Annotated in this window: 18 protein-coding genes; 9 read left to right on the forward strand and 9 right to left on the reverse strand. The window is 73.3% G+C overall.

Annotation, left to right across the window (positions count from 1 at the left end):
• The first annotated feature begins 118 nt into the window (after positions 1-118).
• On the forward strand, positions 119-871 hold the full coding sequence (locus AB0G84_RS35200; protein WP_361330430.1) for an alpha/beta fold hydrolase: 753 nt from the start codon (positions 119-121) through the stop codon (positions 869-871).
• A gap of 259 nt (positions 872-1,130) precedes the next feature.
• Positions 1,131-2,981, forward strand: a complete 1,851-nt coding sequence (locus AB0G84_RS35205; RefSeq protein ID WP_361330433.1) for a trypsin-like peptidase domain-containing protein — start codon at positions 1,131-1,133, stop codon at positions 2,979-2,981.
• Between the two features lie 130 nt (positions 2,982-3,111).
• Here the strand turns inward: AB0G84_RS35205 and AB0G84_RS35210 are convergent, their stop codons facing one another.
• The 5 genes from AB0G84_RS35210 to AB0G84_RS35230 form a co-directional block, all read right to left on the reverse strand.
• The gene (locus tag AB0G84_RS35210; RefSeq protein WP_361330436.1) at positions 3,112-3,873 is read right to left on the reverse strand and encodes a GNAT family N-acetyltransferase; all 762 of its coding nucleotides are present in this window, start codon (positions 3,871-3,873) and stop codon (positions 3,112-3,114) included.
• 232 nt (positions 3,874-4,105) lie between these two features.
• Positions 4,106-4,717 (reverse strand): nucleotide exchange factor GrpE, encoded by a 612-nt coding sequence (gene grpE / locus AB0G84_RS35215; RefSeq protein ID WP_361330439.1) that lies wholly within the window; start codon positions 4,715-4,717, stop codon positions 4,106-4,108.
• Positions 4,714-6,615, reverse strand: coding sequence for a molecular chaperone DnaK (gene dnaK, locus AB0G84_RS35220; RefSeq protein ID WP_361330441.1), 1,902 nt, complete (start codon positions 6,613-6,615; stop codon positions 4,714-4,716). The genes grpE and dnaK overlap by 4 nt, the downstream gene beginning before the upstream one ends.
• A 186-nt stretch (positions 6,616-6,801) precedes the next feature.
• On the reverse strand, positions 6,802-7,860 hold the full coding sequence (locus tag AB0G84_RS35225; RefSeq protein WP_361330444.1) for a type III polyketide synthase: 1,059 nt from the start codon (positions 7,858-7,860) through the stop codon (positions 6,802-6,804).
• 177 nt (positions 7,861-8,037) lie between these two features.
• Positions 8,038-9,243, reverse strand: coding sequence for a cytochrome P450 (locus tag AB0G84_RS35230; protein ID WP_361330446.1), 1,206 nt, complete (start codon positions 9,241-9,243; stop codon positions 8,038-8,040).
• A gap of 958 nt (positions 9,244-10,201) precedes the next feature.
• On the opposite strand from AB0G84_RS35230, the gene mtnA reads away from it, so the two are divergent.
• The 4 genes from mtnA to AB0G84_RS35250 are packed head-to-tail and all read left to right on the forward strand — an operon-like array spanning position 10,202 to position 14,068.
• Positions 10,202-11,914 (forward strand): S-methyl-5-thioribose-1-phosphate isomerase, encoded by a 1,713-nt coding sequence (gene mtnA, locus AB0G84_RS35235; RefSeq protein ID WP_361330449.1) that lies wholly within the window; start codon positions 10,202-10,204, stop codon positions 11,912-11,914.
• Entirely contained in the window at positions 11,911-12,504 is a 594-nt protein-coding gene (locus AB0G84_RS35240) for a cupin (protein WP_361330452.1), read from the forward strand. The genes mtnA and AB0G84_RS35240 overlap by 4 nt, the downstream gene beginning before the upstream one ends.
• The gene (gene mtnC / locus AB0G84_RS35245) at positions 12,501-13,220 is read left to right on the forward strand and encodes an acireductone synthase (RefSeq protein ID WP_361330455.1); all 720 of its coding nucleotides are present in this window, start codon (positions 12,501-12,503) and stop codon (positions 13,218-13,220) included. The genes AB0G84_RS35240 and mtnC overlap by 4 nt, the downstream gene beginning before the upstream one ends.
• A 14-nt stretch (positions 13,221-13,234) precedes the next feature.
• Positions 13,235-14,068 carry an S-methyl-5'-thioadenosine phosphorylase gene (locus tag AB0G84_RS35250; protein ID WP_361330458.1) on the forward strand — a complete coding sequence of 278 codons (834 nt, stop codon included), beginning with the start codon at positions 13,235-13,237 and terminating at the stop codon, positions 14,066-14,068.
• Positions 14,069-14,236: 168 nt separating this feature from the next.
• Here the strand turns inward: AB0G84_RS35250 and AB0G84_RS35255 are convergent, their stop codons facing one another.
• Together AB0G84_RS35255 and AB0G84_RS35260 are read right to left on the reverse strand one after the other, a co-directional pair.
• A complete protein-coding gene (locus AB0G84_RS35255) occupies positions 14,237-14,770 on the reverse strand; it encodes a hypothetical protein (RefSeq protein WP_361330461.1) in 534 nt (177 codons plus the stop codon).
• 63 nt (positions 14,771-14,833) lie between these two features.
• A complete protein-coding gene (locus AB0G84_RS35260) occupies positions 14,834-15,769 on the reverse strand; it encodes a hypothetical protein (RefSeq protein WP_361330464.1) in 936 nt (311 codons plus the stop codon).
• 452 nt (positions 15,770-16,221) lie between these two features.
• Between AB0G84_RS35260 and AB0G84_RS35265 the strand changes: the two genes are divergently transcribed.
• From AB0G84_RS35265 to AB0G84_RS35275, 3 genes are read left to right on the forward strand one after another with little or no spacing between them, the layout of a single operon-like run.
• Positions 16,222-16,677: a MarR family winged helix-turn-helix transcriptional regulator gene (locus tag AB0G84_RS35265; RefSeq protein ID WP_361330466.1), complete on the forward strand. Its 456-nt coding sequence runs from the start codon at positions 16,222-16,224 to the stop codon at positions 16,675-16,677.
• Entirely contained in the window at positions 16,674-17,756 is a 1,083-nt protein-coding gene (locus AB0G84_RS35270) for an ATP-binding cassette domain-containing protein (protein WP_361330469.1), read from the forward strand. Before AB0G84_RS35265 ends, AB0G84_RS35270 begins: the two co-directional genes overlap by 4 nt.
• Positions 17,716-18,588: an ABC transporter permease gene (locus AB0G84_RS35275; RefSeq protein WP_361330472.1), complete on the forward strand. Its 873-nt coding sequence runs from the start codon at positions 17,716-17,718 to the stop codon at positions 18,586-18,588. The genes AB0G84_RS35270 and AB0G84_RS35275 overlap by 41 nt, the downstream gene beginning before the upstream one ends.
• A 180-nt stretch (positions 18,589-18,768) precedes the next feature.
• Here AB0G84_RS35275 and AB0G84_RS35280 read toward each other — a convergent pair whose 3' ends face one another.
• Positions 18,769-19,461, reverse strand: coding sequence for an SMI1/KNR4 family protein (locus tag AB0G84_RS35280; protein WP_361330475.1), 693 nt, complete (start codon positions 19,459-19,461; stop codon positions 18,769-18,771).
• 155 nt (positions 19,462-19,616) lie between these two features.
• Positions 19,617-19,741, reverse strand: a 125-nt coding sequence (locus AB0G84_RS35285) for an ATP-binding protein (RefSeq protein WP_361330480.1), incomplete at its 5' end; no start/stop codon positions are given.

Here is a 19,741-nt window from a genome sequence, read left to right on the forward strand (position 1 = left end):
GCGTTCCGGCGCTCTTCATGTCGCGGGGGCCGCAGATGTCTGATGCATCTGGGCCCCGCGCTCAGCCGTGCCCGGCCCGGCGGCAGTCACGGGCGGGCCGAGAAAGGGACCGACGTTCGTGACCCAGAGCCCCGCTGCAACCAACCAGTGGATACGGCGCTTTCACCCGGCGCCCGCACCCCGCTTCCGGCTGGTGTGCTTCCCCCACGCCGGCGGCTCCGCCAGCTTCTACTTCCCGGTCTCCACCGCTCTCGCCGGCACCGCTGAGGTGCTCGCGATGCAGTACCCGGGCCGGCAGGACCGCCAGAACGAAGAGCCGATCGGCACGGTGACCGGCCTGGCCGACCGACTGGCCGAGGCCCTACGTCCGTGGACCGACCTGCCGTTCGCCTTCTTCGGGCACAGCATGGGCGCGGTGTTGGCCTTCGAGACCGCACGGCGGCTGGAGAAGGACGGCATCAGCCCCACCATGCTGTTCCTCTCCGGACGCCGGGCCCCGTCGTTCGTCCGTGAGGAGAGCGTCCACCGGAGCGACGAGGGCCTGATCGCCGAGCTGAAGAAGCTGAGCGGCACCGACCCGCGGGTCCTGGACGACCCGGACCTGCTGCGGATGGTGCTTCCGGCGATCCGCAGCGACTACAAGGCCATTGAGACCTACCGCTGCGAGCCGGGGGCCAGGGTCGCCTGCCCGGTGACCGTACTGACCGGCGACAACGACCCGCGCACCACGGTCGAGGAGGCCCGGGCGTGGCAGGACCACACCGACGGTCCGTTCGACATCGCCGTCTACTCCGGCGGCCACTTCTACCTCTCTGACCACCAGCAGGAGATCAACGAGCGGCTCGCGGAGCACGCCCGCTCGGCCGGCTGACGACGGGGGACCGGGGAGGGGCGGGAGAGCGGCGGGGAAGCGGCGGGAGGGCCTCAACGCCCTTACCCGGCAGCCCTTTCCACCGTGCCCGCCTCGGCCCCTCCGGCTCACCGTAAGATCACCGAGGCGCTCCGGTCGGCGGGGTGAGCAGGCTCTGCCCGGTGCCGTGGGTGCCGTCAACTGCCGGGGCGGAAAGCCTCCTTGCCCCGGTCCGTCCGCTGACAACCGGCCGGTTGCAGCCCTCCCTCCAGACAGGTCCATGAATCGCATACCCAGGGCGCGCGCCGTCGCCATCGGCGTCGGTGCCGCGCTCGCCCTCGCTGCACCGTTCGTCGCCATGGACCGGATGACGCCGACCGCGCGCGCCGCCCGCCCCGGCCAGGAAGCGTCCGGGACCCCGGCCCCCACCGGGGGCGTCACCCTGGCGGCGATCCAGAAGGCCAAGGAGACCGCGCGCTACTGGACGCCCGAGCGGATCCGTGCGGCCGTGCCGGCGGACGCCGTACAGGACGGGCAGCGCCGGACCGGTGCCGTGCGGCGGCAGTCGGCGGCCCGGCCCAGTCATCAGGTCGACGAGGGGGTCGCCACGGTCGGGGTGTTCCTGTTCCGGAGCGCGGACGGGTCGCCGACGCCCCAGCAGTTCTGCACCGCCAGCGCGGTCACCTCGCCGACCAAGAGCCTGATCCTGACGGCGGCGCACTGCCTGAAGAGCGACAAGCCGTACCGCGATGTGGCGTTCGTGCCCGGCTACCGTGCGGGTGCATCGGGGGCCGGGCAGGCGGGGGAGACCCCCTACGGCCTGTTCCCCATGGAGCCGGGCAAGGTCTGGATCGACGACCGGTACCGGTCCTCGCCGCCCAGCGACGATGTGGACTTCGCCTTCGTACGGGTCGGGCCGAACGCCCAGGGGCAGCTGCTGGAGGACGCCGTCGGCCGCGGCAACACCCTCACCGCCGTCCCCACCGCGCAGCTCGCCCGCCGCGAGGTGACGGTCACCGGCTATCCTGGCGGTCGGAAGACCCCGCTGCAGTGCACCAACGCCACCCGGGCGTTCCAGCGCCGCTTCATGGAGATCACCTGTGCCGGCTTCCGGTCGGGGGTCAGCGGAGGCCCGTTCCTGGAGGACTTCGACGGCCGCCGCGGCAATCTCGTCGGCTCCATAGGCGGCTACCAGACCGGCGGGCACCGCGACGACGTCTCGTACTCCTCGCAGTTCGACGACGATGTCTTCCGGCTCTACCGCCGGGCGGCCGGCGGAGCGGGGCCCGACAGCGGCAACCCTCTGGGCAACGCCGGGACGTGGCAGCACGCCGCGAGCGTGACCGCGGGCCACTTCCACACCGCCTCGGTGCGCCGGGGCACGTCCGACCTCGTGGTGCGGTGGTCGGACGGCGAGGTCTCGCTCTTCCCCGGCAACGGCTCCTACGGGTTCGGCCGGGACATCCAGTTGGTCAAGCGGAACGACAGGTGGCGGCAGGCGAAGGCCGTCACCGCGGGCGACTTCACCGGTACGGGCACCGATGACCTGCTCGTCCGGTGGGCCAATGGCGCGTTGACGCTCTACCCGGACGTCGACGAGACCCAGGGGCTCGGCAAGGAGATCCAGCTCAAGGGCCCGAACGGCACCTGGCAGCACGCCGTCGGCCTGACCGCCGGCCGGTTCGGTGGGGGCAACACCCGGCGTGACGACCTCGTGGTGCGGTGGTCCGACGGTGAGATGAGCCTGTACACCGACGTCGACGGCACGGGCCTGCACGCCGAGAAGCAGCTCGCCAAGCGCAATGCGACCTGGCCGCACGCGGTCGACCTCGCCGCCGGGGACTTCGGTGCCACGGCCGGCGACCAGGCGCTGCTCGTCCGGTGGTCCGACGGCGAGCTCACCTTCTATGACGACCTCGCCGCCAAGGGGTTCACGGCCGAGCACCGGCTCCGGCCCCCGAAGTCCGCCTGGCGCGCGGGCAGCCTGGTCACCGTCGGCGCATTCGGCGGCGACACCCGCCAGGACGATCTGGTCGCCCGCTGGCCCGGAGGGAAACTGGCGATGAACGGCGACACCCGCGCCGGGGCGCTGGGCGCGGAACGGGTGCTGGTGCCCCCGCGGACCGGCTGAGCCGACCGGTGAGGGGTACCGGGCGGAGGGGCGCCGCGGCCGTCACCGGCGGCCGCACCCCGCCGCCCGGCGCCGCCCGCGGTGCGGTGGCTCACCCCAGTACGCGGCGAGCCGGGCCGAACGCGGCGCGTCAGTACGTGGCCAGCCGGGCCGAGACGCAGGGGTCCTCGTTGCGGAAGCCGAGGCGGGTGTAGAGCCGCTCGGCGGGGGTGTTGTCGGCGAGCTGCCACAGGGTGCAGAAGCCGTGCCGGCGGACCGCGTGCCGGGTCAGCCACGAGGTGAGGGCCGCGCCCAGGCCCTGGCCACGCTGCGCCGCGTCCGTGGCGACGGAGGCCATCAGGGGAGCGCCGCTGTCCCGCAGACTGCTCATGGCGCCGCAGGCCACCAGGTGCCCCTCCGGAGCGCGGATGGCGGCCCACAGGCTGACGTCGCTGGAGCCCGGGCCGGTGGAGTGGGCGGGGCTGTGCCGGTTGAGGAAGGCGAGCAGCTCGTCGTGGTGTCCCTCGTCGAGGACGACCACCCGCTCTTCGCCCCGCTGGACGGGCGGCTCCGCCAGCGTCCAGCGGAAGACCCACTCGACGGGGTCGGTCGCCGTGAGGTGCCGGCCGACGAGGGCGTCGGTGCCGCGGGGGCCGGTGAACTCCCGCACCAGGCCGGGCGACCCCTGCGCGGCGCGGAGGATGAGTCCGGCGGCGGCGACCGGCTCGCCGACGCTCCACACGTGTCCGCGGGAGTCGTCGAGCCAGGCGGCGGCGCCGTCGCCGGTCCAGCTGATCCGGCCGGCCGTGCGTTGCCGCGCGGCGCCGAAGCGCAACAACGCGGAACCGGCCTGGCGCTCCAGGCCCTGGCTGAACAGGTCGGCGGTCCGGGGGAGGAGTGTCGTTGCCTGCATCGCTCTCAGGGGAAGGGACGGAACGGAAGGGCGGACAGGGCAGGCGCACGGATCCGGGCGCGGCGCAGCGCGGCCGGAGGCCGTCCGTCTGGTGTTGGGGGGAGTCCGGCGGCTGCGCACGGGAGGCGCCGCGCCGACGGACGGCCCACTGTTGCACACCGCCCCTGGCCCGGCGCAAATCGCCCTGCGGTACCCCCACGGAGCCGGTCCGGCCACGGCCCCGGACCCGCCGTCAGCCGCTCGGCACCGTGACCACCACCTCCGCCGCGCGCAGCAGCTGGTCGCCCACGCGGTATCCCTGGCGGAGGACGGCGGAGCAGACGGGGACGGCGACGGCGTCGGAGCGGGTGCAGCCGACGGCCTTGTGGAGGGTGGGGTCGAAGGGGGCGCCGGGCACGGCCACGGACTGCAGGCCGAGGGCGCCCAGTTCGGTCTCCAGGGCGTCGGCGACCGGGCGGAAGCCGCCGGTCACCCCGTCCCGGTCGGTGGCTTCGGTGAGGGCGTCGAGGACGGGCAGCAGGCGGGTCAGGACATTGGCCACGGCGATCTCGGCGACGGCCTGGCGGTCGCGGTGCACCCGCTTGCGGTAGTTGTCGTACTCGGCCTTCAGCCGCTGGAGGTCGGCGGTGCGCTCGTGCAGTTCGGCGCGGAGCGCGGCCTCCGGCTCCGGCGGCCCGGCGGGGGCCCGGGCGCCGTGCGGCGGGGCCGGGGCGGATCCGGTGTACTCCTCGCCGTGGCCGGGGCGGGTGGGCGGTACGCCGGGGCCGTCCGTCGTCTGCCGGTCCCGGCCGACCAGCGCCAGCCGCGGGTGTGCGGCGGCGGGGGTGCGCGGGGTGCGGTTCATCGGGAGCCCCCCTCCCGCTTGTCGTCGTCGACGATCTCGGCGTCGACGACGTCATCGGCGGCGTCCGAGCCCTCGGCCGTGGTCTGCCCGCCTCCGCCGGTGCCCGCAGCGGCGCCGGCGGTGGGTTGCTCGCCCTGGGTCTGGGCGTACATGGCCTGGCCCAGCTTCTGGGAGACGGCCGCGAGCTTCTCGCTGGCGGCGCGGATCTCGGCGGTGTTCTCGCCGCTCTCCGAGGCGTTCTTGAGCTTCTCCTTCAGCTCGGCGGCGGCGGTCTCCACCTCGGTCCTGATCTCGCCGGGGATCTTGTCCGCGTTGTCCTGGAGGAACTTCTCGGTCTGGTAGACGAGCTGTTCGGCCTGGTTGCGGGTCTCGGCGGCCTCCCGGCGGCGCCGGTCGTCGTCCGCGTACTGCTCGGCCTCGCGGACCATCCGGTCGATGTCGTCCTTGGGGAGCGAGGAGCCGCCGGTGACGGTCATCTTCTGCTCCTTGCCGGTGCCCAGGTCCTTGGCGGTGACGTGCATGATGCCGTTGGCGTCGATGTCGAAGGAGACCTCGATCTGCGGGACGCCGCGCGGGGCCGGTGGCAGACCGGTCAGCTGGAACATCCCGAGCTTCTTGTTGTACGCCGCGATCTCGCGCTCGCCCTGGTAGACCTGGATCTGCACGGAGGGCTGGTTGTCCTCGGCGGTGGTGAAGATCTCCGAGCGCTTGGTGGGGATCGTGGTGTTGCGCTCGATCAGCTTGGTCATGATGCCGCCCTTGGTCTCGATGCCGAGGGACAGCGGGGTGACGTCCAGCAGCAGGACGTCCTTGACCTCACCCTTGAGGACACCGGCCTGCAGGGTGGCGCCGATGGCGACGACCTCGTCCGGGTTGACGCCCTTGTGCGGGTCCTTCCCGGTCAGCTCCCTGACCAGGTCGGTCACCGCCGGCATCCGGGTCGAGCCGCCGACCAGGATGACGTGGTTGACGTCCGCGACCTTGATGCCCGCGTCCTTGACCGCGTTGTGGAACGGGGTCTTGCAGCGCTCCAGGAGGTCCGAGGTGAGCTGCTGGAACTGCGAGCGGGTGAGCTTCTCGTCCAGGTGCAGCGGGCCCGATGCGGAGGCGCTCAGGTAGGGCAGGTTGATCGTGGTCTCGGTGGCCGACGACAGCTCGATCTTCGCCTTCTCGGCGGCCTCCCGCAGCCGCTGGGTGGCCATCTTGTCCTGGGACAGGTCGATGCCGTACGCGTTCTTGAACTGCGTGGTCAGATGCTCCACGATCCGCTGGTCCCAGTCGTCGCCGCCCAGGTGGGTGTCACCGTTGGTGGCCTTCACCTCCACCACGCCCTCGCCGATCTCCAGGAGCGAGACGTCGAAGGTGCCGCCGCCGAGGTCGAAGACCAGGATGGTCTGGTCGTTCTCCTTGTCCAGGCCGTAGGCCAGGGCCGCGGCGGTGGGCTCGTTGACGATCCGCAGGACATTGAGGCCCGCGATCTCACCGGCCTCCTTGGTCGCGGTGCGCTGGGCGTCGTTGAAGTACGCCGGGACCGTGACGACGGCGTCGGTGACGTCCTCGCCGAGGTACTGCTCGGCGTCCCGCTTGAGCTTCTGCAGCACCCGCGCGGAGATCTCCTGGGCGGTGAACCGCTTGCCGTCGATGTCGCCGCTCTCCGGGAAGCGCCACTGCGGATCGTCCATGTGCCGCTTGACCGACCGTGCGGTGCGCTCGACGTTGGTCACCGCCTGCCGCTTGGCGATCTCGCCGACCAGCACATCGCCGCCCTTGGCGAACCCGACCACCGACGGGGTGGTCCGGGCACCCTCGGCATTGCTGATGACCGTGGGCTCACCGCCCTCCAGCACACTGACCACCGAGTTCGTCGTACCGAGGTCAATACCCACTGCACGTGCCATGGTCCGCTCCTCACCTTGCGGCCCGCTCCGCCGCAGGGAAGTGGCCCGGCGGGCCCCGGGGGACGCCCGGGGCCGCGCCTCACACGCCTCTCACCTGCCGGTACGGAGCGTGAGCCGCCTCCACCACCTGCATAGATCGCGCCGGGTCGGCTGTCAAGATGCTGTGATCTGCGATGAATGCCCAGTTCATTCCGTGGGTGCCGAGGTCCAGGTGCCGAGGGACATCTCCGCGGTGATGCCCGGGCCGAAGCCGGCCAGCAGACCGCGGTGGCCGTCGAGCGGTGAGGCCTCCTCGAACATCCGGCCAAGGGCGTCGAGGACCACCGCGCTGGCGATGTTGCCGTACTCGGTCAGCGTGGCCCGGCTGAAGCGGAACGCCTCGGGCGGCACCTCCAGGAAGCGGCTGAGGTCGTCCAGGATGCGTGGCCCGCCCGCATGGACGAGGTAGAAGTCCAGCTCGCCCGCGTCCCAGTGGTGCTGGTCCGCGACCGCGCGGAGGGCCGGGGCGAGCGGCTCCATGGTTCCCGGCACCCGCTTGTCGAGCAGGAAGTGGAATCCGGTGGAGCGCACCGCGTAGGAGATCCAGTCCTCGGTGTGCGGGATGAGGTACGAGCCGTTGCGCTCCAGCCGGACGCCGGTGCCGCCCTCGCTGCGGACCACGGCGGCCGCGATCGCGTCACCGAACAGCCCGTTGGACAGCAGCGAACCCACGCCCAGGTCGGTGGGCTGGTAGCACAGCGAGCAGAACTCGCAGGCGACGATGAGCACATTGGCGTCGGGGTAGGCCCGGCAGAAGTCGTGTGCCCGGTTGATCGCCGCGCCGCCCGCGGCACAGCCGAGCTGGGCGATCGGGATCTGTCGGGTCTCCGACCGGAAGCCCAGCGTGTTGATCAGCCATGCGGTCAGCGCCGGCATCATGAACCCGGTGCAGGAGACATAGATGATCAGGTCGATCTGCCGTGCCTCCAGCTCGGCCTGGTCCAGCGCCTTGCGGACGACCGCGGGGACGCGGGCCTTGGACTCCTGCTCGTAGACCGCGCTGCGGGCGTCGAGTCCGGGGTGCTTGAGGACCTTGTCGATCGGCTGGATCAGATGACGGGTGAGCACGCCGGTGTGCTCGATCAGCCGGAGCACCAGTTTCAGCTGCGAATGATCCTTGTGCAGCCGCCGTGCGAGTTCGAGAGTGTCGTCCTGGGTGATGATGTATTCAGGGACGGCTATCGCCGGTTTGCACAGAACCGCCATGGGATCGACTCCTTGCAGACTGTGGTCCGCCCGTGCAGCCCCTGCGCTGAATGCGAATCGGCGGGCCAGCCTTTGAAGAATGGACTCTCCCCGAACCGGTGGGTCAACTGTTCGAACTACCCGGACAACGGTAAGCCGTACGGCGGCGGTCCGCATGCCGCCGACGGCTCCGCAGGGTCACCAGGAGACCGGCAGCTCCACCGGGTAGCGCCAGATCGCCGTGGTGTTCCAGGGCACTTCATCGGCCGGCTTCGCCAGTCGCAGATCCGGGAAGCGCCGTAGCAGCGCGCCGAGCGCGGTCTCCAACTCCGTGATGGCCAGCGGTGCGCCCAGGCAGTGGTGCCCGCCCCAGCCGAACGTCATATGGCTGGGGCCCTCGCGCTCCAGGTCCAGTTCGTCGGCCCGGTCGAACTTCTCCGGGTCGCGGTTCGCCGTCAGGTAGGAGACATGCACGATGTCCCCGGCGCGGATCGTCACCCCACTCAACTCCACGTCCTCGGTGGCCACGCGGGGAATGCCGACGCCTTTGCGGAAGGGAATGACGCGCAGCATTTCCTGGATCGCCTGCGGCAGCATCTCGGGCCGCTCGCGCACCATGGCCAGCTCGGCGGGCCGGGTGAGCAGGGTGTAGGTGAGGTTGCCGATCTCGTAGGTGGTGGTGTCCTGGCCGGTGATGAGCAGGACCATCGCCATCACGGTCAGTTCCCGGTCGTTGAGGATCTCGTCGCCGTCCCGGGCCGTGGCCAGCGCGCTGATCAGGTCGTCCCCCGGAGCGCGGCGCCGCTCGGCGGTCAACTCGGTGAAGTACGCGCGCATATCGGCCTTGGCGCGCACCGCGTTGTCCTTGTTGTCGAGCGTGGTGTTCATCATCGTCCGGGCGTGCCCGCGCAGTCGGTCGCGTTCCGACTCGGGGATGTCCAGGACCTCGCAGATGGTGGTCAGCGGCAGCGGGGACGCCAGGCCCTCCATCAGGTCGGCCGGCGGGCCGTGCTGGGCCATCCGGTCCAGCAGCTCTTCCACGACGTGCTGGGTGCGGGTCCGCATCCGCTCCACCTGGCGCGGCGCGAACGCCTTGGAGACCAGGCTCCGCAGGCGGCTGCTGGCCGGCGGGTCCATCACATTGATCGCCTCGTCCTGGACGATCGGCTCGGGCGTCATCCGCGGGAAGTCCCGGCCGACGACGCCGTGCCGGCTGAACCGCCGGTCCGTGGTCACCGTCCGGACGTCCTCGTACCGGGTGACCAGCCAGGCCTCGCCCTCCCCGTAGGGCAGCTTGATGCGGGCGACGGGTTCCTCGGTCAGCAGGCGCTTGAGGGTGGGGTCGAACTCCAGGGCCTCGGCGTAGTCGAATGGGCAGTGATGGACGGTGGGGCCGCGTTCCATGAGGACCTCCCGAAGGGGTATGCACCATTTCCGGTGAATCATCGTAAGCACGCGTTATGCCGGAAGCTCGGGTGTGCGATCCCGGCCGTGGGACACCCGCGGGCGCGCTCCCGCCGTGCGGCGGCGCCTTCCGGTCCCGCGGGGACGGCTCGGAACATTGGGCCAATCGGGTGGCGCCGCCGGTCGGGCCCGGCGGAGCCGCCCTGCTCCGGACGGCCCAGCCGGCGGTGGCCGCCGGGGCTCCGGTCCCCGCCGGGTTGCGGATTCCGTCCCGGTGCGCTGCGCTCTTCCGGCCGCGGGCCGGCCGGGGCGGCGGAGGTCGCCCCGAAGCGGCGAGGGCGCGGCCGCGAGGCTGCCGGGCAGGGCGCCCCGGCCGCGGCGCAGCGGGTGGCCGCCGCCGGCCCTCCCTGCGCGTGGCCCGGAACGGGTCTCCTCCCGCGTTGCCAGGAACCTCGCCCCCGACGCCAGGAACGGCTCGCCCCCGAAGCCTGGAACGGCCGGCCCCCCCCGAACCCCGGAGCGGCCCGCCCCCAGAACGCCCGGAGCGGCCCCCGTCGCCCGTCGGGAGCGGCCGATCTCGAACGTCTCCCTACGGCGCGGGAGTTCGCCGCCGGCCGCTCCCGTAACGTCGGCCGCTCCCGTAGCGCCGGCCGCTCCCGTAGCGCCGGCCGCTCCCGTAGCGCCGGCCGTTCCCGTTCCGTCGGCCGTTCCCGTACCGCCGGCTGCTCCGGTCCCGTCGGCTGCTCCGGCCCCTCCGGCCGCTCCCGTCCCGTCGGGTGCGCACGCCCGTGCGTTGGCGGAGCACCGGCCGGGCAGGTACCCGGGGCAGGTGCTCCGACCCGGCGCCGCGGCCCCGGAACGCCCTTCGGGACCCGCCGCTCGGGTCGGGGGCCCCACACCTCGGTGGCCCGGCCGCCGCCGTCGAGGAACGCACACGGCACCCACCCCTGGAGACCATGTGAACGCCCAACAGCCCTCTCTCCACTGGGAGGACGGCGCGATCGTCACCATCGATCAGCGCGTCCTGCCGCACACCCACCGGCAGCTGCGGCTGCGCACGGTGGACGAGGTCATCGAGGCCATCACCACCCTCGCCGTCCGCGGCGCGCCCGCCATCGGGCTGACGGGCGCGCTCGGCGTAGCGCTCTCCGCCTTACGGCACCGACAGCCCGGGGGTGGCGTCGACGAGCCGTCGGTACGGGCGGACGCGCAGCGCCTGGTGGCGGCCCGCCCGACCGCGGTCAACCTGGAGTGGGCCGTCCACCGGGTGCTCACCCGCCTCCCCGAGGGCCACCGGGCGGTCCTCGACGAGGGCCTGGCGATGCTCCGCGAGGACGCCGAGGTGAACGCCGCGATGGCGCGGCGCGCCGCGGACCTCCTCGACGACCTGCTGCCCGACCGCCCGCTGCGGCTGCTCACCCACTGCAACACCGGCCGGCTCGCCACCGCCGCGATCGGCACCGCCCTGGGCGTGATCCTCGAACTCGCCGACCGGGGACGGGTGGCGGAGGTCCTCGTCGACGAGACCCGGCCGCTGTTGCAGGGCGCCCGCCTGACCGCCTGGGAGCTGCGCGAGGCGGGCGTACCGCACCGGGTGTGCGTCGACTCGGCCGCCGCGTTCGCGCTCGCCTCGGGCCGGGTGGACTGCGTCCTGGTGGGCGCCGACCGGATAGCCGCCAACGGCGATGTGGCGAACAAGATAGGCACCTACGGCCTCGCGGTCGCCGCGGCCCGCAGCGCCGTCCCGTTCCTGGTGATCGCGCCCGAGTCCACCCGGGACCCGGCCCTGGCCACCGGTGCCGGCATCACCATCGAGGAGCGCGGCGCCGTGGAGGTCACCGAGTTCGCCGGCGGCCCGCTCGCCCCGGCCGGGACCGCCGCCTTCAACCCCGCCTTCGACCTCACCCCGGCCGACCTGATCACCGCGATCGTCTCCGAGAGCCGGGTGGACCGCCCGCGCGGGGCGCCCGCGGCCCCCGTGGACGAGCATCAGCTGGGCGCCGACATCGCCGCGATGGCCCGGTCCCTCTACGAGCGCGCCTGGATGCCCGGCACCTCCGGCAACATCTCGGTACGCGCGGACGACGCCGGCGGCACCGCGCTGATCACCGCCAGCGGCCGGGACAAGGGGGCGCTGACCGCCCACGACATGGTCGCCGTGCACGCCGCGACCGCGCAGCCCGTGGACCCCGAAGGCCCCCGGCCCTCCGCCGAGACCGCCATCCACGCCGCGGTCTACCGCACGACCGACGCCCGTGCCGTCATCCACGTCCACCCGCCCCATGCGACGGCGGTGGCCGGCCGCTGGGCCCGCGAGACGGCCGGCGGCGGGTCGGCCGGGCTGCCGCTCCGCCACTTCGAACTGCTTAAGGGCCTGGGCCTGGCGGATCCGTCCGCCACTGAAGTGCCCGTCTTCCCCAATCACACGGAAGTCGAGAGGATAGCCACCGAGGTGGCGGCCCATCTCCAGGACCGGCCGGAGGCACCGCCCGCGCTGCTCATCGCCGACCACGGCATCACGGTCTGGGGCCGGGATCTGGCGCAGGCACGCAACCGGCTGGAGTGCCTGGAGGCGATCTGCCGGCTCCTGTTGCTCGACGCCGGCGCCTGGCCGGCCCGGCCCGCCACGGTCCCGCCGGGGACCACGCTTTGGGAAGGAAGGACCGCATGACGCTCCTCCAGCTGATGCCGGACGACGCGCCACGCACCGTGCTGCTGCGCACCACCGACGCAGACACCATCGCCGCGGCGCTCGCCGACCACGGCGTTGAGTTGAGCCACTGGCCACTCCGCGGGCCGGTCGCCCCGGACGACGACAGCGACGCGCTGCTGGACCGCTACCGCACCGAGGTCGACGAGCTGTGCGAGCGCCGTGGCTTCCGCGTGGTGGACGTGGCCCGGCTGCACCCCGACCCCGACCCTGCATGGGCCGCCAAGGCCGAGAAGGCCCGCACCACCTTCCTGGAGGAGCACCGGCACGCCGAGAACGAGGTCCGCTTCTTCGCGCACGGCCGCGGCTGCTTCTACCTCCACCTCGACGGCCAGGTCTTCGCCACGGTCTGCGAGGCGGGCGATCTGCTGTCGGTGCCGGCCGGTACCCGGCACTGGTTCGACATGGGCGCCCGGCCCGACTTCGCGGCCATCCGCTTCTTCGAGGAAGAGGACGGCTGGGTCGGCGACTTCACCGGCGTCCCCCTCGCCCGTTCCTTCCCCTCCCTCGACGCGCTGGTGGCCGGTGGACCCCGGGCGGCCGCCCGGTGAGCCCCGACCCCGTCCGCGCCGTCGTCCTGGACATCGAGGGCACCACCGGCTCCGTCGACCACGTCCACGCGGTGCTGTTCCCGTATGCGCGCGAACGCTTCGCCGGCTGGTTCGCCGCACACCGCGGCCAGCCCCGGTGGACGGAGCTGATCGAGGACGTCCGCCGGGCCACCGGGGCAGCGGACCTCGACGAGGCGGGCGCGGTCGCCGCCCTGCACGCCTGGACCGACGCCGACGTCAAGGCGGCCCCCCTGAAGGCGCTGCAGGGCGAGATCTGGGCGGTGGGCTACGCCGACGGCACCCTGCACGGCCACGTCTACGACGAGGTCCCCGAGGCGCTCACCCGATGGCGGGCCGCCGGCATCGCCTGCCACATCTACTCCTCCGGCTCGACGAGCGCCCAGCGCAACTGGTTCGCGCACAGCAACCACGGCGATCTGACCGGCCTGCTCAACGGCTACTTCGACCTGACGACCGCCGGCCCCAAACGCGAGCCGGACTCCTACCGCACGATCAGCCGCGCCCTGCGGGTGCCGCCGGCGGCCACACTGTTCCTCAGCGACGTGGGGGCCGAGCTGGACGCCGCCGCGGCGGCCGGCTGGCAGACCCTCGCGGTCCGCCGCCCGGACGACCCCCGCGGCCCCGCCGTCGACGGCCACCCGGTCCGCACCGACCTGGCCGGCCTGGACCTCACCCCGCAACCCGCCATACCGTGAACGAGATAGGACCCATGACCAGCACCGCATCCCCGAACGGACCGACCACCCCCGTCGCCGAGCTCGCCGTCATCGGCGGCAGCGGCTTCTATGAACTCCTCGCCGACGCCGAGCGCATCACCGTGGACACCCCCTACGGCGCGCCGTCCGACGCCCTCACCCTCAGCGAGATCGACGGCCGGCGGGTGGCGTTCCTGCCGCGCCACGGCAGCGGCCACGCCGTACCGCCGCACCGGATCAACTACCGGGCGAACCTCTGGGCGCTGCGCTCCCTCGGCGTCCGGCAGATCCTCGCCCCGTGCGCGGTCGGCTCGCTCCGCCCCGAGCTGGGCCCCGGTGCGGTCGTCGTCCCCGACCAACTGGTGGACCGCACCAGCGGCCGGACGCAGACCTACTACGAAGAGGGCGCGGTGCACGTCTCGTTCGCCGACCCCTACTGCGCCCACGGCCGCCAGTCGGTGCTGGAGGCGGCCGCCGCGACCGGGACCGAGGCGACGGACGGCGGCACCATGGTCGTGATCCAGGGGCCGCGGTTCTCCACCCGGGCCGAGTCCCAGTGGTACGCCGCCGCGGGCTGGTCGCTGGTCAACATGACCGGGCACCCCGAGGCGGTACTCGCCCGTGAACTCGCCCTCTGCTACACCGCGGTGGCCCTGGTCACCGACCACGACGCGGGCATCGACACGGGCCAGAGCGTCTCCCAGGAGGAGGTCTTCCGGGTCTTCGCCCAGAACACCGAGCGGCTGCGCGCCCTGATACTGGAGACCCTCGGCCGGCTCCCCAAGGAGCGCAGCTGCGGCTGCCCCGACACGCTCACGGACATGAACCTGCCCTTCCCCCTTCCGTAAACGGCCCTCGCGCCGGCCGAGGCCCCGGCGTCGAAGTCCTGTTGCCGAAGTCCCGTCGTCGACGTCGTGCTGTCCGTGCGAAGGGCAGGCGGGGGTTCGACGGCAGGGCCTGGCCCCGGCACCCGGCTCCGTCCGCGGCCGGGGCCGGGGCCGTCGGCCGTCCGCGGCTCACTCGCTCTGATGGGCAGTGCGCGCCGCGACCACGAAGCGCTCCAGGGTGGCCCAGAACGGTCTGTAGGAGGCGTCGAAGGCCGCGCGGCCGTCGGTGTCACCGGCCAGTTCGGCGCGGACGGCCACGTAGAAGGGGCGGGTAGCCCGCTGGAGGGAGAGCGCCGCGGCGGCGACCGAGGGCGGGCCCTCCAGCTCGACCACGCGGGCGCACCGCCGGATCCGCACGTACTCGGCGACCTCCCGGTCGACCAGCGCGTCGAGCGAGGCCGTACGCGTCGCCGAGTCCGGCAGCTGCAGCGCCGCGGAGATCTCCCAGAACAACTCGCCCATGCGGTGGGTCTGTTCGATCAGATCCAGATAGGCCGCGCGCCGGCTCTCCCGCAGCCGCTCGGCGCGCTGGGCCCGGGCGGTGGTCTCGGCCTGTATCCGCGCGGCCCGGGTGCTGCCGCGGCTGGTGACCCAACTGGCGAGCACCGCCGTGCCACCGGTCACCACCGCGATCGCCAGGGTCCCCCATGAGCTGTCTCCCACGCGGGGTCACGATACCCAGCCGGCACTCCCTGCCCGGCGGGCGGGGACACCGCGCCCGGGCCGCTACGACGGGAACTCGTCCGGAGACACCTGACTGGTGGTCGCATTGCCGCCGAGCACCTTGTTCAGGGTGAACGTCAGCACGGTGTACTGCGTGCCCCCGGCCACCCGGACGGTCCGGAAGGTCGCCTCGTCGTCGAACTTCTCGAAGCTGCACCCGCGGGTGAAGGAACTCCGCGCATCGTCCCAGTCCTCTCCGGTGGTGAAGTACACCGTGTAGGAACCGCTGTTGACGCTGGGTATCGTCGTGTGCGAGCCGTGCCGCACATAGACGGAGAACGCCGTTCGGCTGCCGTGGGTGAGCGTCACCACCGCGTCCGAGCCGGTGCCGTTGTTGACCGTCAGCCGCCCCAGCCCGGCCCGGCTGCCGTCGCGGAGGAAGGCGCCGTTGGCGAGCCGGCGGTGCCGGGGCTGCTCGGTGCGCGGCAGGTGCAGCGCCGGGTCGTAGCCGAGCGCGGTGAGGGTGCGGCCGGCCGCCCGGACGCTCTTCGGGCCCTCGGCCGTGCCCAGGGTGACGCGCGGTGAGGTGGCGCAGCGTCCGCCGCCTCCCCGGGCGCTGCGCAGGTCCCGACCCAATGACCGTAAGGCAGCGGCGAGTTGACCGTTCCCCGCGAGGGCTTCGTCCGGTGTACGGGAGGTGTGCAGGGTGTCCGCGGCCGCGTCGGCCCGGGTGGCGGCGGCCTCCAGTGCCTCGTTCAGCGCACTGCCCTCGTGCGCCGTGTCGACCGCGCGCAGCGCGCTGTTGAGCGGTCCGAGCGCACCGGTCAGCGTATGACGGTAGGCGTCCGGGGCGACCGACGGCGTCGGGGACGGGGCCGCCGCAGCCGGTGAGGAGGCCGCCGGGGCACCGGAGCCGCCCGCCCGGTCGGCGCTGCCGCGGTCCGAGGAACAGGCCGCCAGCGACAGGGACAGCGCGAGCGCCGCCGCGGCCGCGGACACCGCGCTCCGGCGCGCCCCGCGAACCGTGCGGACCCCGTGCACCCCTTCCGCCCGTCCGGCCCCACGCGCCCGTCCCGTCCCGCGTGCCCTTCCCGCCCCACGTACCGTTCGCGTCCCATCAGATGTGCGCACAGCGGTGTACATCATCATGAGTCCCCCGATTCCCCCGGATTCCCCCGACTTCCGGCAACGGCCGAAAGCACCAGGCTCATCCTCCCGCGGAGGGCTGTCAAGGCTGCCGTCCGAGGCTGTGGACAACGGCGGTGACGCCCTCTGCCCCGGACCTCGGACCGCCCCCTGACCCGGGGGGCCCGGGACCGCCCCTGACCCGGACCCGGAACCGGCTTCCGCGCCCCTGACCCGGGCCCGGGACCGGGCCCGGCTTGGGCCGCACGCCCGCTCCGAGAGGCGCTCCCCGGGCACTACCTCTCACACAGAGCTAAAATCGGAGCATGGCCCCAGGGGACTTCCCCGACTCGCTCGCCGACGTCCTGGCCGCGGTCCCGCGGCTGATCCGGCGCCGGCTGCGGGCCGGTCTGACCACCCCCCGGCTGCGCGGCGCGCAGGTGGAGCTCCTGCGGCTGGTCGCGGCCCGCCCCGGCATACGGGTGTCGGCCGCCGCGCACGAGCTCTACCTTGCGGGCAACTCTGTCTCCACCCTCGTCAACCAGCTCAGCCGGGCCGGCTACCTCCGTCGGGAGACCGCCCCCGACGACCGCCGCTCGGCCCTGCTGTTCCCCACCCCGGCGGCCCGGGCGCGGCTGCACGACTGGGAGGTCCGCCGCAGCGCCCTGGTGCGCGAGCAGGTGGCACGCCTGCCCGAGGCGGACCAGGTGGCCCTCGCCGCCGCCCTCCCCGCGCTGCGGCGGCTCGCCCACAACCTGCACACCGATACGGAGGGCCCATGACCGGTGACCTGGAGCGCGGCCCCGCTCCGACGGACGGACCGGTGCCCGACGCCGTGGCCTGCCGCGGCCTGCGCTACGCCTTCGGCGAGACCAGGGCCGTGGACGGCGTGGACCTCTGCGTACGCCCCGGTGAGGTCTTCGGGCTGCTCGGCCCGAACGGCGCCGGCAAGACCACCGCGATCCGCTGCATCACCACGCTGCTGCCCGTACCGGCCGGGATGGTGCGGGTCTTCGGGCACGACGCGGCGAAGGAACGGATGGCCGTCCGCCGGCTGCTGGGCTACGTACCGCAGCAGCTCTCCGCCGACGCCGGGCTGACCGGCCGGGAGAACGTCGCGCTGTTCGCCCGGGTCTTCGACGTCCCCCGCCGTGAGCGGGCCGAGCGGGTCGCCCAGGCGCTGGCCGCCGTCGGCCTCACGGAGGCGGCCGGACGGCTCGCCAAGACCTACTCCGGCGGTATGGTCCGCCGGCTCGAACTCGCCCAGGCGCTGGTCAGCGCGCCGCGTCTGCTGATGCTCGACGAGCCCACCATCGGCCTCGACCCGATCGCCCGCACCAGCGTCTGGGAGCACATCAACGCCGTACGGGCCGCCACCGGTATGACCGTGCTGGTGACCACGCACTACATGGACGAGGCCGACCAGTACTGCGATCGCGTCGCGCTAATGCACCACGGCCGGATCCGCGCCCTCGGCACTCCGCAGGCGCTCAAGGCCGATCTGCGTGCCCGCCGCCGTACCGCACCCGCCCCGGCCGCATCCGCTGCCCCCGCCGCACCGGTCCCGACGGGCACCCCCGGCGCACCGGTCCCGACGGGCACCCCCGGCCCCACGGCGACCGCTGCGTTCACCGGCCCCGTCGGCCCCTCCGCGCCCAACAGGCCGACCCAACTCACCGGATCCGCCGGATTCGCCGGCCCTGCCGACGGTCCCACCGGATCCTCCGCATCGCGCTCGGCGGACGCCGCGCCGACGCTGGAGGACGTCTTCCGGGACGTCGCCGGCAGCGGTCTCGACGAGCAGTCAGGAGACTTCCGCGATGTCCGAAGCACCCGCCGCACCGCACACCGAGTCGGTTGACGCCCCCGCCGGGGCCGGCGCCGCCACCCGGCTGGACCTGCTGCTGGTTCCGCCGCGCGCCCGGACCGGCTGGCGGGTGCTGCCCGCCAGGGTCGTCGCGATGTGCGCCGTCGAGCTGCAGAAGCTGCGCCATGACCGGACCGAGTTGTACACCCGCGCCGTCCAGCCCGCCCTCTGGCTGCTGGTGTTCGGTGAGACCTTCACCCGGATCAAGGCCATCCCGACCGGTGGCATCCCGTACATCGACTACCTGGCACCCGGGATCATCGCCCAGTCGGCGATGTTCATCGCGATCTTCTACGGCATCATGATCATTTGGGAGCGGGACGCCGGCATCCTCACCAAACTGCTGGTCACTCCCACCCCACGCGCCGCCCTGATCGCCGGCAAGTCCTTTGCCGCCGGGGTGAAGGCACTGGTCCAGGCCGTGGTCGTGATCGCCATCGCCGCGCTGCTGGGTGTCGCCATGACGTGGAACCCGCTGCGGCTGCTCGGTGTGGCCGTCGCCGTCGTCCTCGGCTCGGCCTTCTTCTCCTGCCTGTCGATGACCATCGCCGGGATCGTGCTGACCCGCGACCGCCTGATGGGCATCGGCCAGGCCATCACCATGCCGCTGTTCTTCGCCTCCAACGCCCTCTACCCGGTGGCGGTGATGCCCGGCTGGCTCCAGACCGTCAGCAGGATCAACCCGCTCAGCTACCAGGTCGATGCGCTGCGCGGCCTGTTGCTCGGCACCCACGCCCATCTGGCCCTGGACTACGCCGTCCTCGTCCTGGCCGCCGCCCTGGGCATCGCCGCGGCCTCCTCCCTGCTGGGCCGACTGGCCCGCTGACCCGCCCGCGCCGTCCCACCGGCGGGGCGCCTGCCGCGATCGTCCCGGCCGTCTGCCGCGACCCGGCCGTCTGCCGCGATCCGTCCCGGCCGTCTGCCGCGACCCGGCCCGGCAGCTCTGCCCCGGCCGCTCCATCTGGCTGCCCCGCCCCGGTCGCCCCGGTACGCCCTCAGCGCGCCCTCACCGGGCCATTCGCAGGGCCGTGCGCTCCGCCTCCGCCAGCCACTCCAGGTACCAGCTCGCGAACGTCGCCGGCTCGTCCCGCTCCGGCCCCACCCGCAGCGGCTCCAGATCCACGTCGTCACACCGTGCGTCCGCCCACACCCGGCCCCGCTCCGGTCCGCTCACCACCAGCCAACGGCGCTCGGCGCAGCCCGTGTGGCACAGGCAGATCGCCCCGACCGTGCGGTCCTCGGACCACCTCAGCGCCTCCCACCGCTGCCACCAGGCGTCCTGCGCCTCGTCGTAGGCGTCCTCGTCGGAGAAGTCCTCCTCCAACGGCCGCTCCGCCTCCAGGGCGGTGAACCGTGCTGCGTCGGGCCCGGTGGTCGAAAACGGCTCGGCCAGCCGCCCCGGGGCCGTCAGATCACCGCCGTCGCCCACCCACTGCCAGCCCCCGTCCGCCGCCCTGCGCACCGGAAAGACCCCATAGGCCGGGCCCGCGCCGCCCGCTCCCACCTGGCGCAGGAAGTCCCGGTACTCCTCGGGGAGCCGTACGCCCAACCAGCCTTCCAGGTCGGCCAGTTCCTCCGCGGTCAGCGGATCGGCCAGCGCGAAGCCGTGCCCGTAATAGCCGAATACTCTCTCCACGCCGACCGCCGAGCCGAGCCCCTGCACCCGCTCGCGGACCCCCGTCCACGCCTGATCGCTCATGCTCCCCACCGTACGAGACCCCACCGTCAACCCCCGTCGTCCGCGGGCCCCATGGCGCGGCCCCGGCGGGACCTTGGCGCAATGCCTACGCAACCGGCGGGCCGGCGGGGGCGCATCAGGAGGGCCGAGCGCCCTCGCCGTGCTCCGTCACGCGGTCAGAGGGGGAGGACGACGCGCATGTCCAGGCCGCCGCCCTCACGGGGTACGGCGGTGATGGTCCCGTCATGGGCCCGCACCACCGAGCGGACGATGGACAACCCCAACCCCACACCCTTGTCAC

Source organism: Streptomyces sp. NPDC020742, from assembly GCF_040641675.1.
Lineage (GTDB): Bacteria > Actinomycetota > Actinomycetes > Streptomycetales > Streptomycetaceae > Streptomyces.

Coding starts and splice junctions, on each gene's coding strand:
- AB0G84_RS35205 (WP_361330433.1), top strand. CDS start 1,131: ATGAATCGCATACCCAGGGCGCGCGCCGTCGCCATCGGCGTCGGTGCC.
- AB0G84_RS35210 (WP_361330436.1), bottom strand. CDS start 3,873: ATGCAGGCAACGACACTCCTCCCCCGGACCGCCGACCTGTTCAGCCAG.
- grpE (WP_361330439.1), bottom strand. CDS start 4,717: ATGAACCGCACCCCGCGCACCCCCGCCGCCGCACACCCGCGGCTGGCG.
- dnaK (WP_361330441.1), bottom strand. CDS start 6,615: ATGGCACGTGCAGTGGGTATTGACCTCGGTACGACGAACTCGGTGGTC.
- AB0G84_RS35225 (WP_361330444.1), bottom strand. CDS start 7,860: ATGGCGGTTCTGTGCAAACCGGCGATAGCCGTCCCTGAATACATCATC.
- AB0G84_RS35230 (WP_361330446.1), bottom strand. CDS start 9,243: ATGGAACGCGGCCCCACCGTCCATCACTGCCCATTCGACTACGCCGAG.
- AB0G84_RS35240 (WP_361330452.1), top strand. CDS start 11,911: ATGACGCTCCTCCAGCTGATGCCGGACGACGCGCCACGCACCGTGCTG.
- AB0G84_RS35250 (WP_361330458.1), top strand. CDS start 13,235: ATGACCAGCACCGCATCCCCGAACGGACCGACCACCCCCGTCGCCGAG.
- AB0G84_RS35265 (WP_361330466.1), top strand. CDS start 16,222: ATGGCCCCAGGGGACTTCCCCGACTCGCTCGCCGACGTCCTGGCCGCG.
- AB0G84_RS35270 (WP_361330469.1), top strand. CDS start 16,674: ATGACCGGTGACCTGGAGCGCGGCCCCGCTCCGACGGACGGACCGGTG.
- AB0G84_RS35275 (WP_361330472.1), top strand. CDS start 17,716: ATGTCCGAAGCACCCGCCGCACCGCACACCGAGTCGGTTGACGCCCCC.
- AB0G84_RS35280 (WP_361330475.1), bottom strand. CDS start 19,461: ATGAGCGATCAGGCGTGGACGGGGGTCCGCGAGCGGGTGCAGGGGCTC.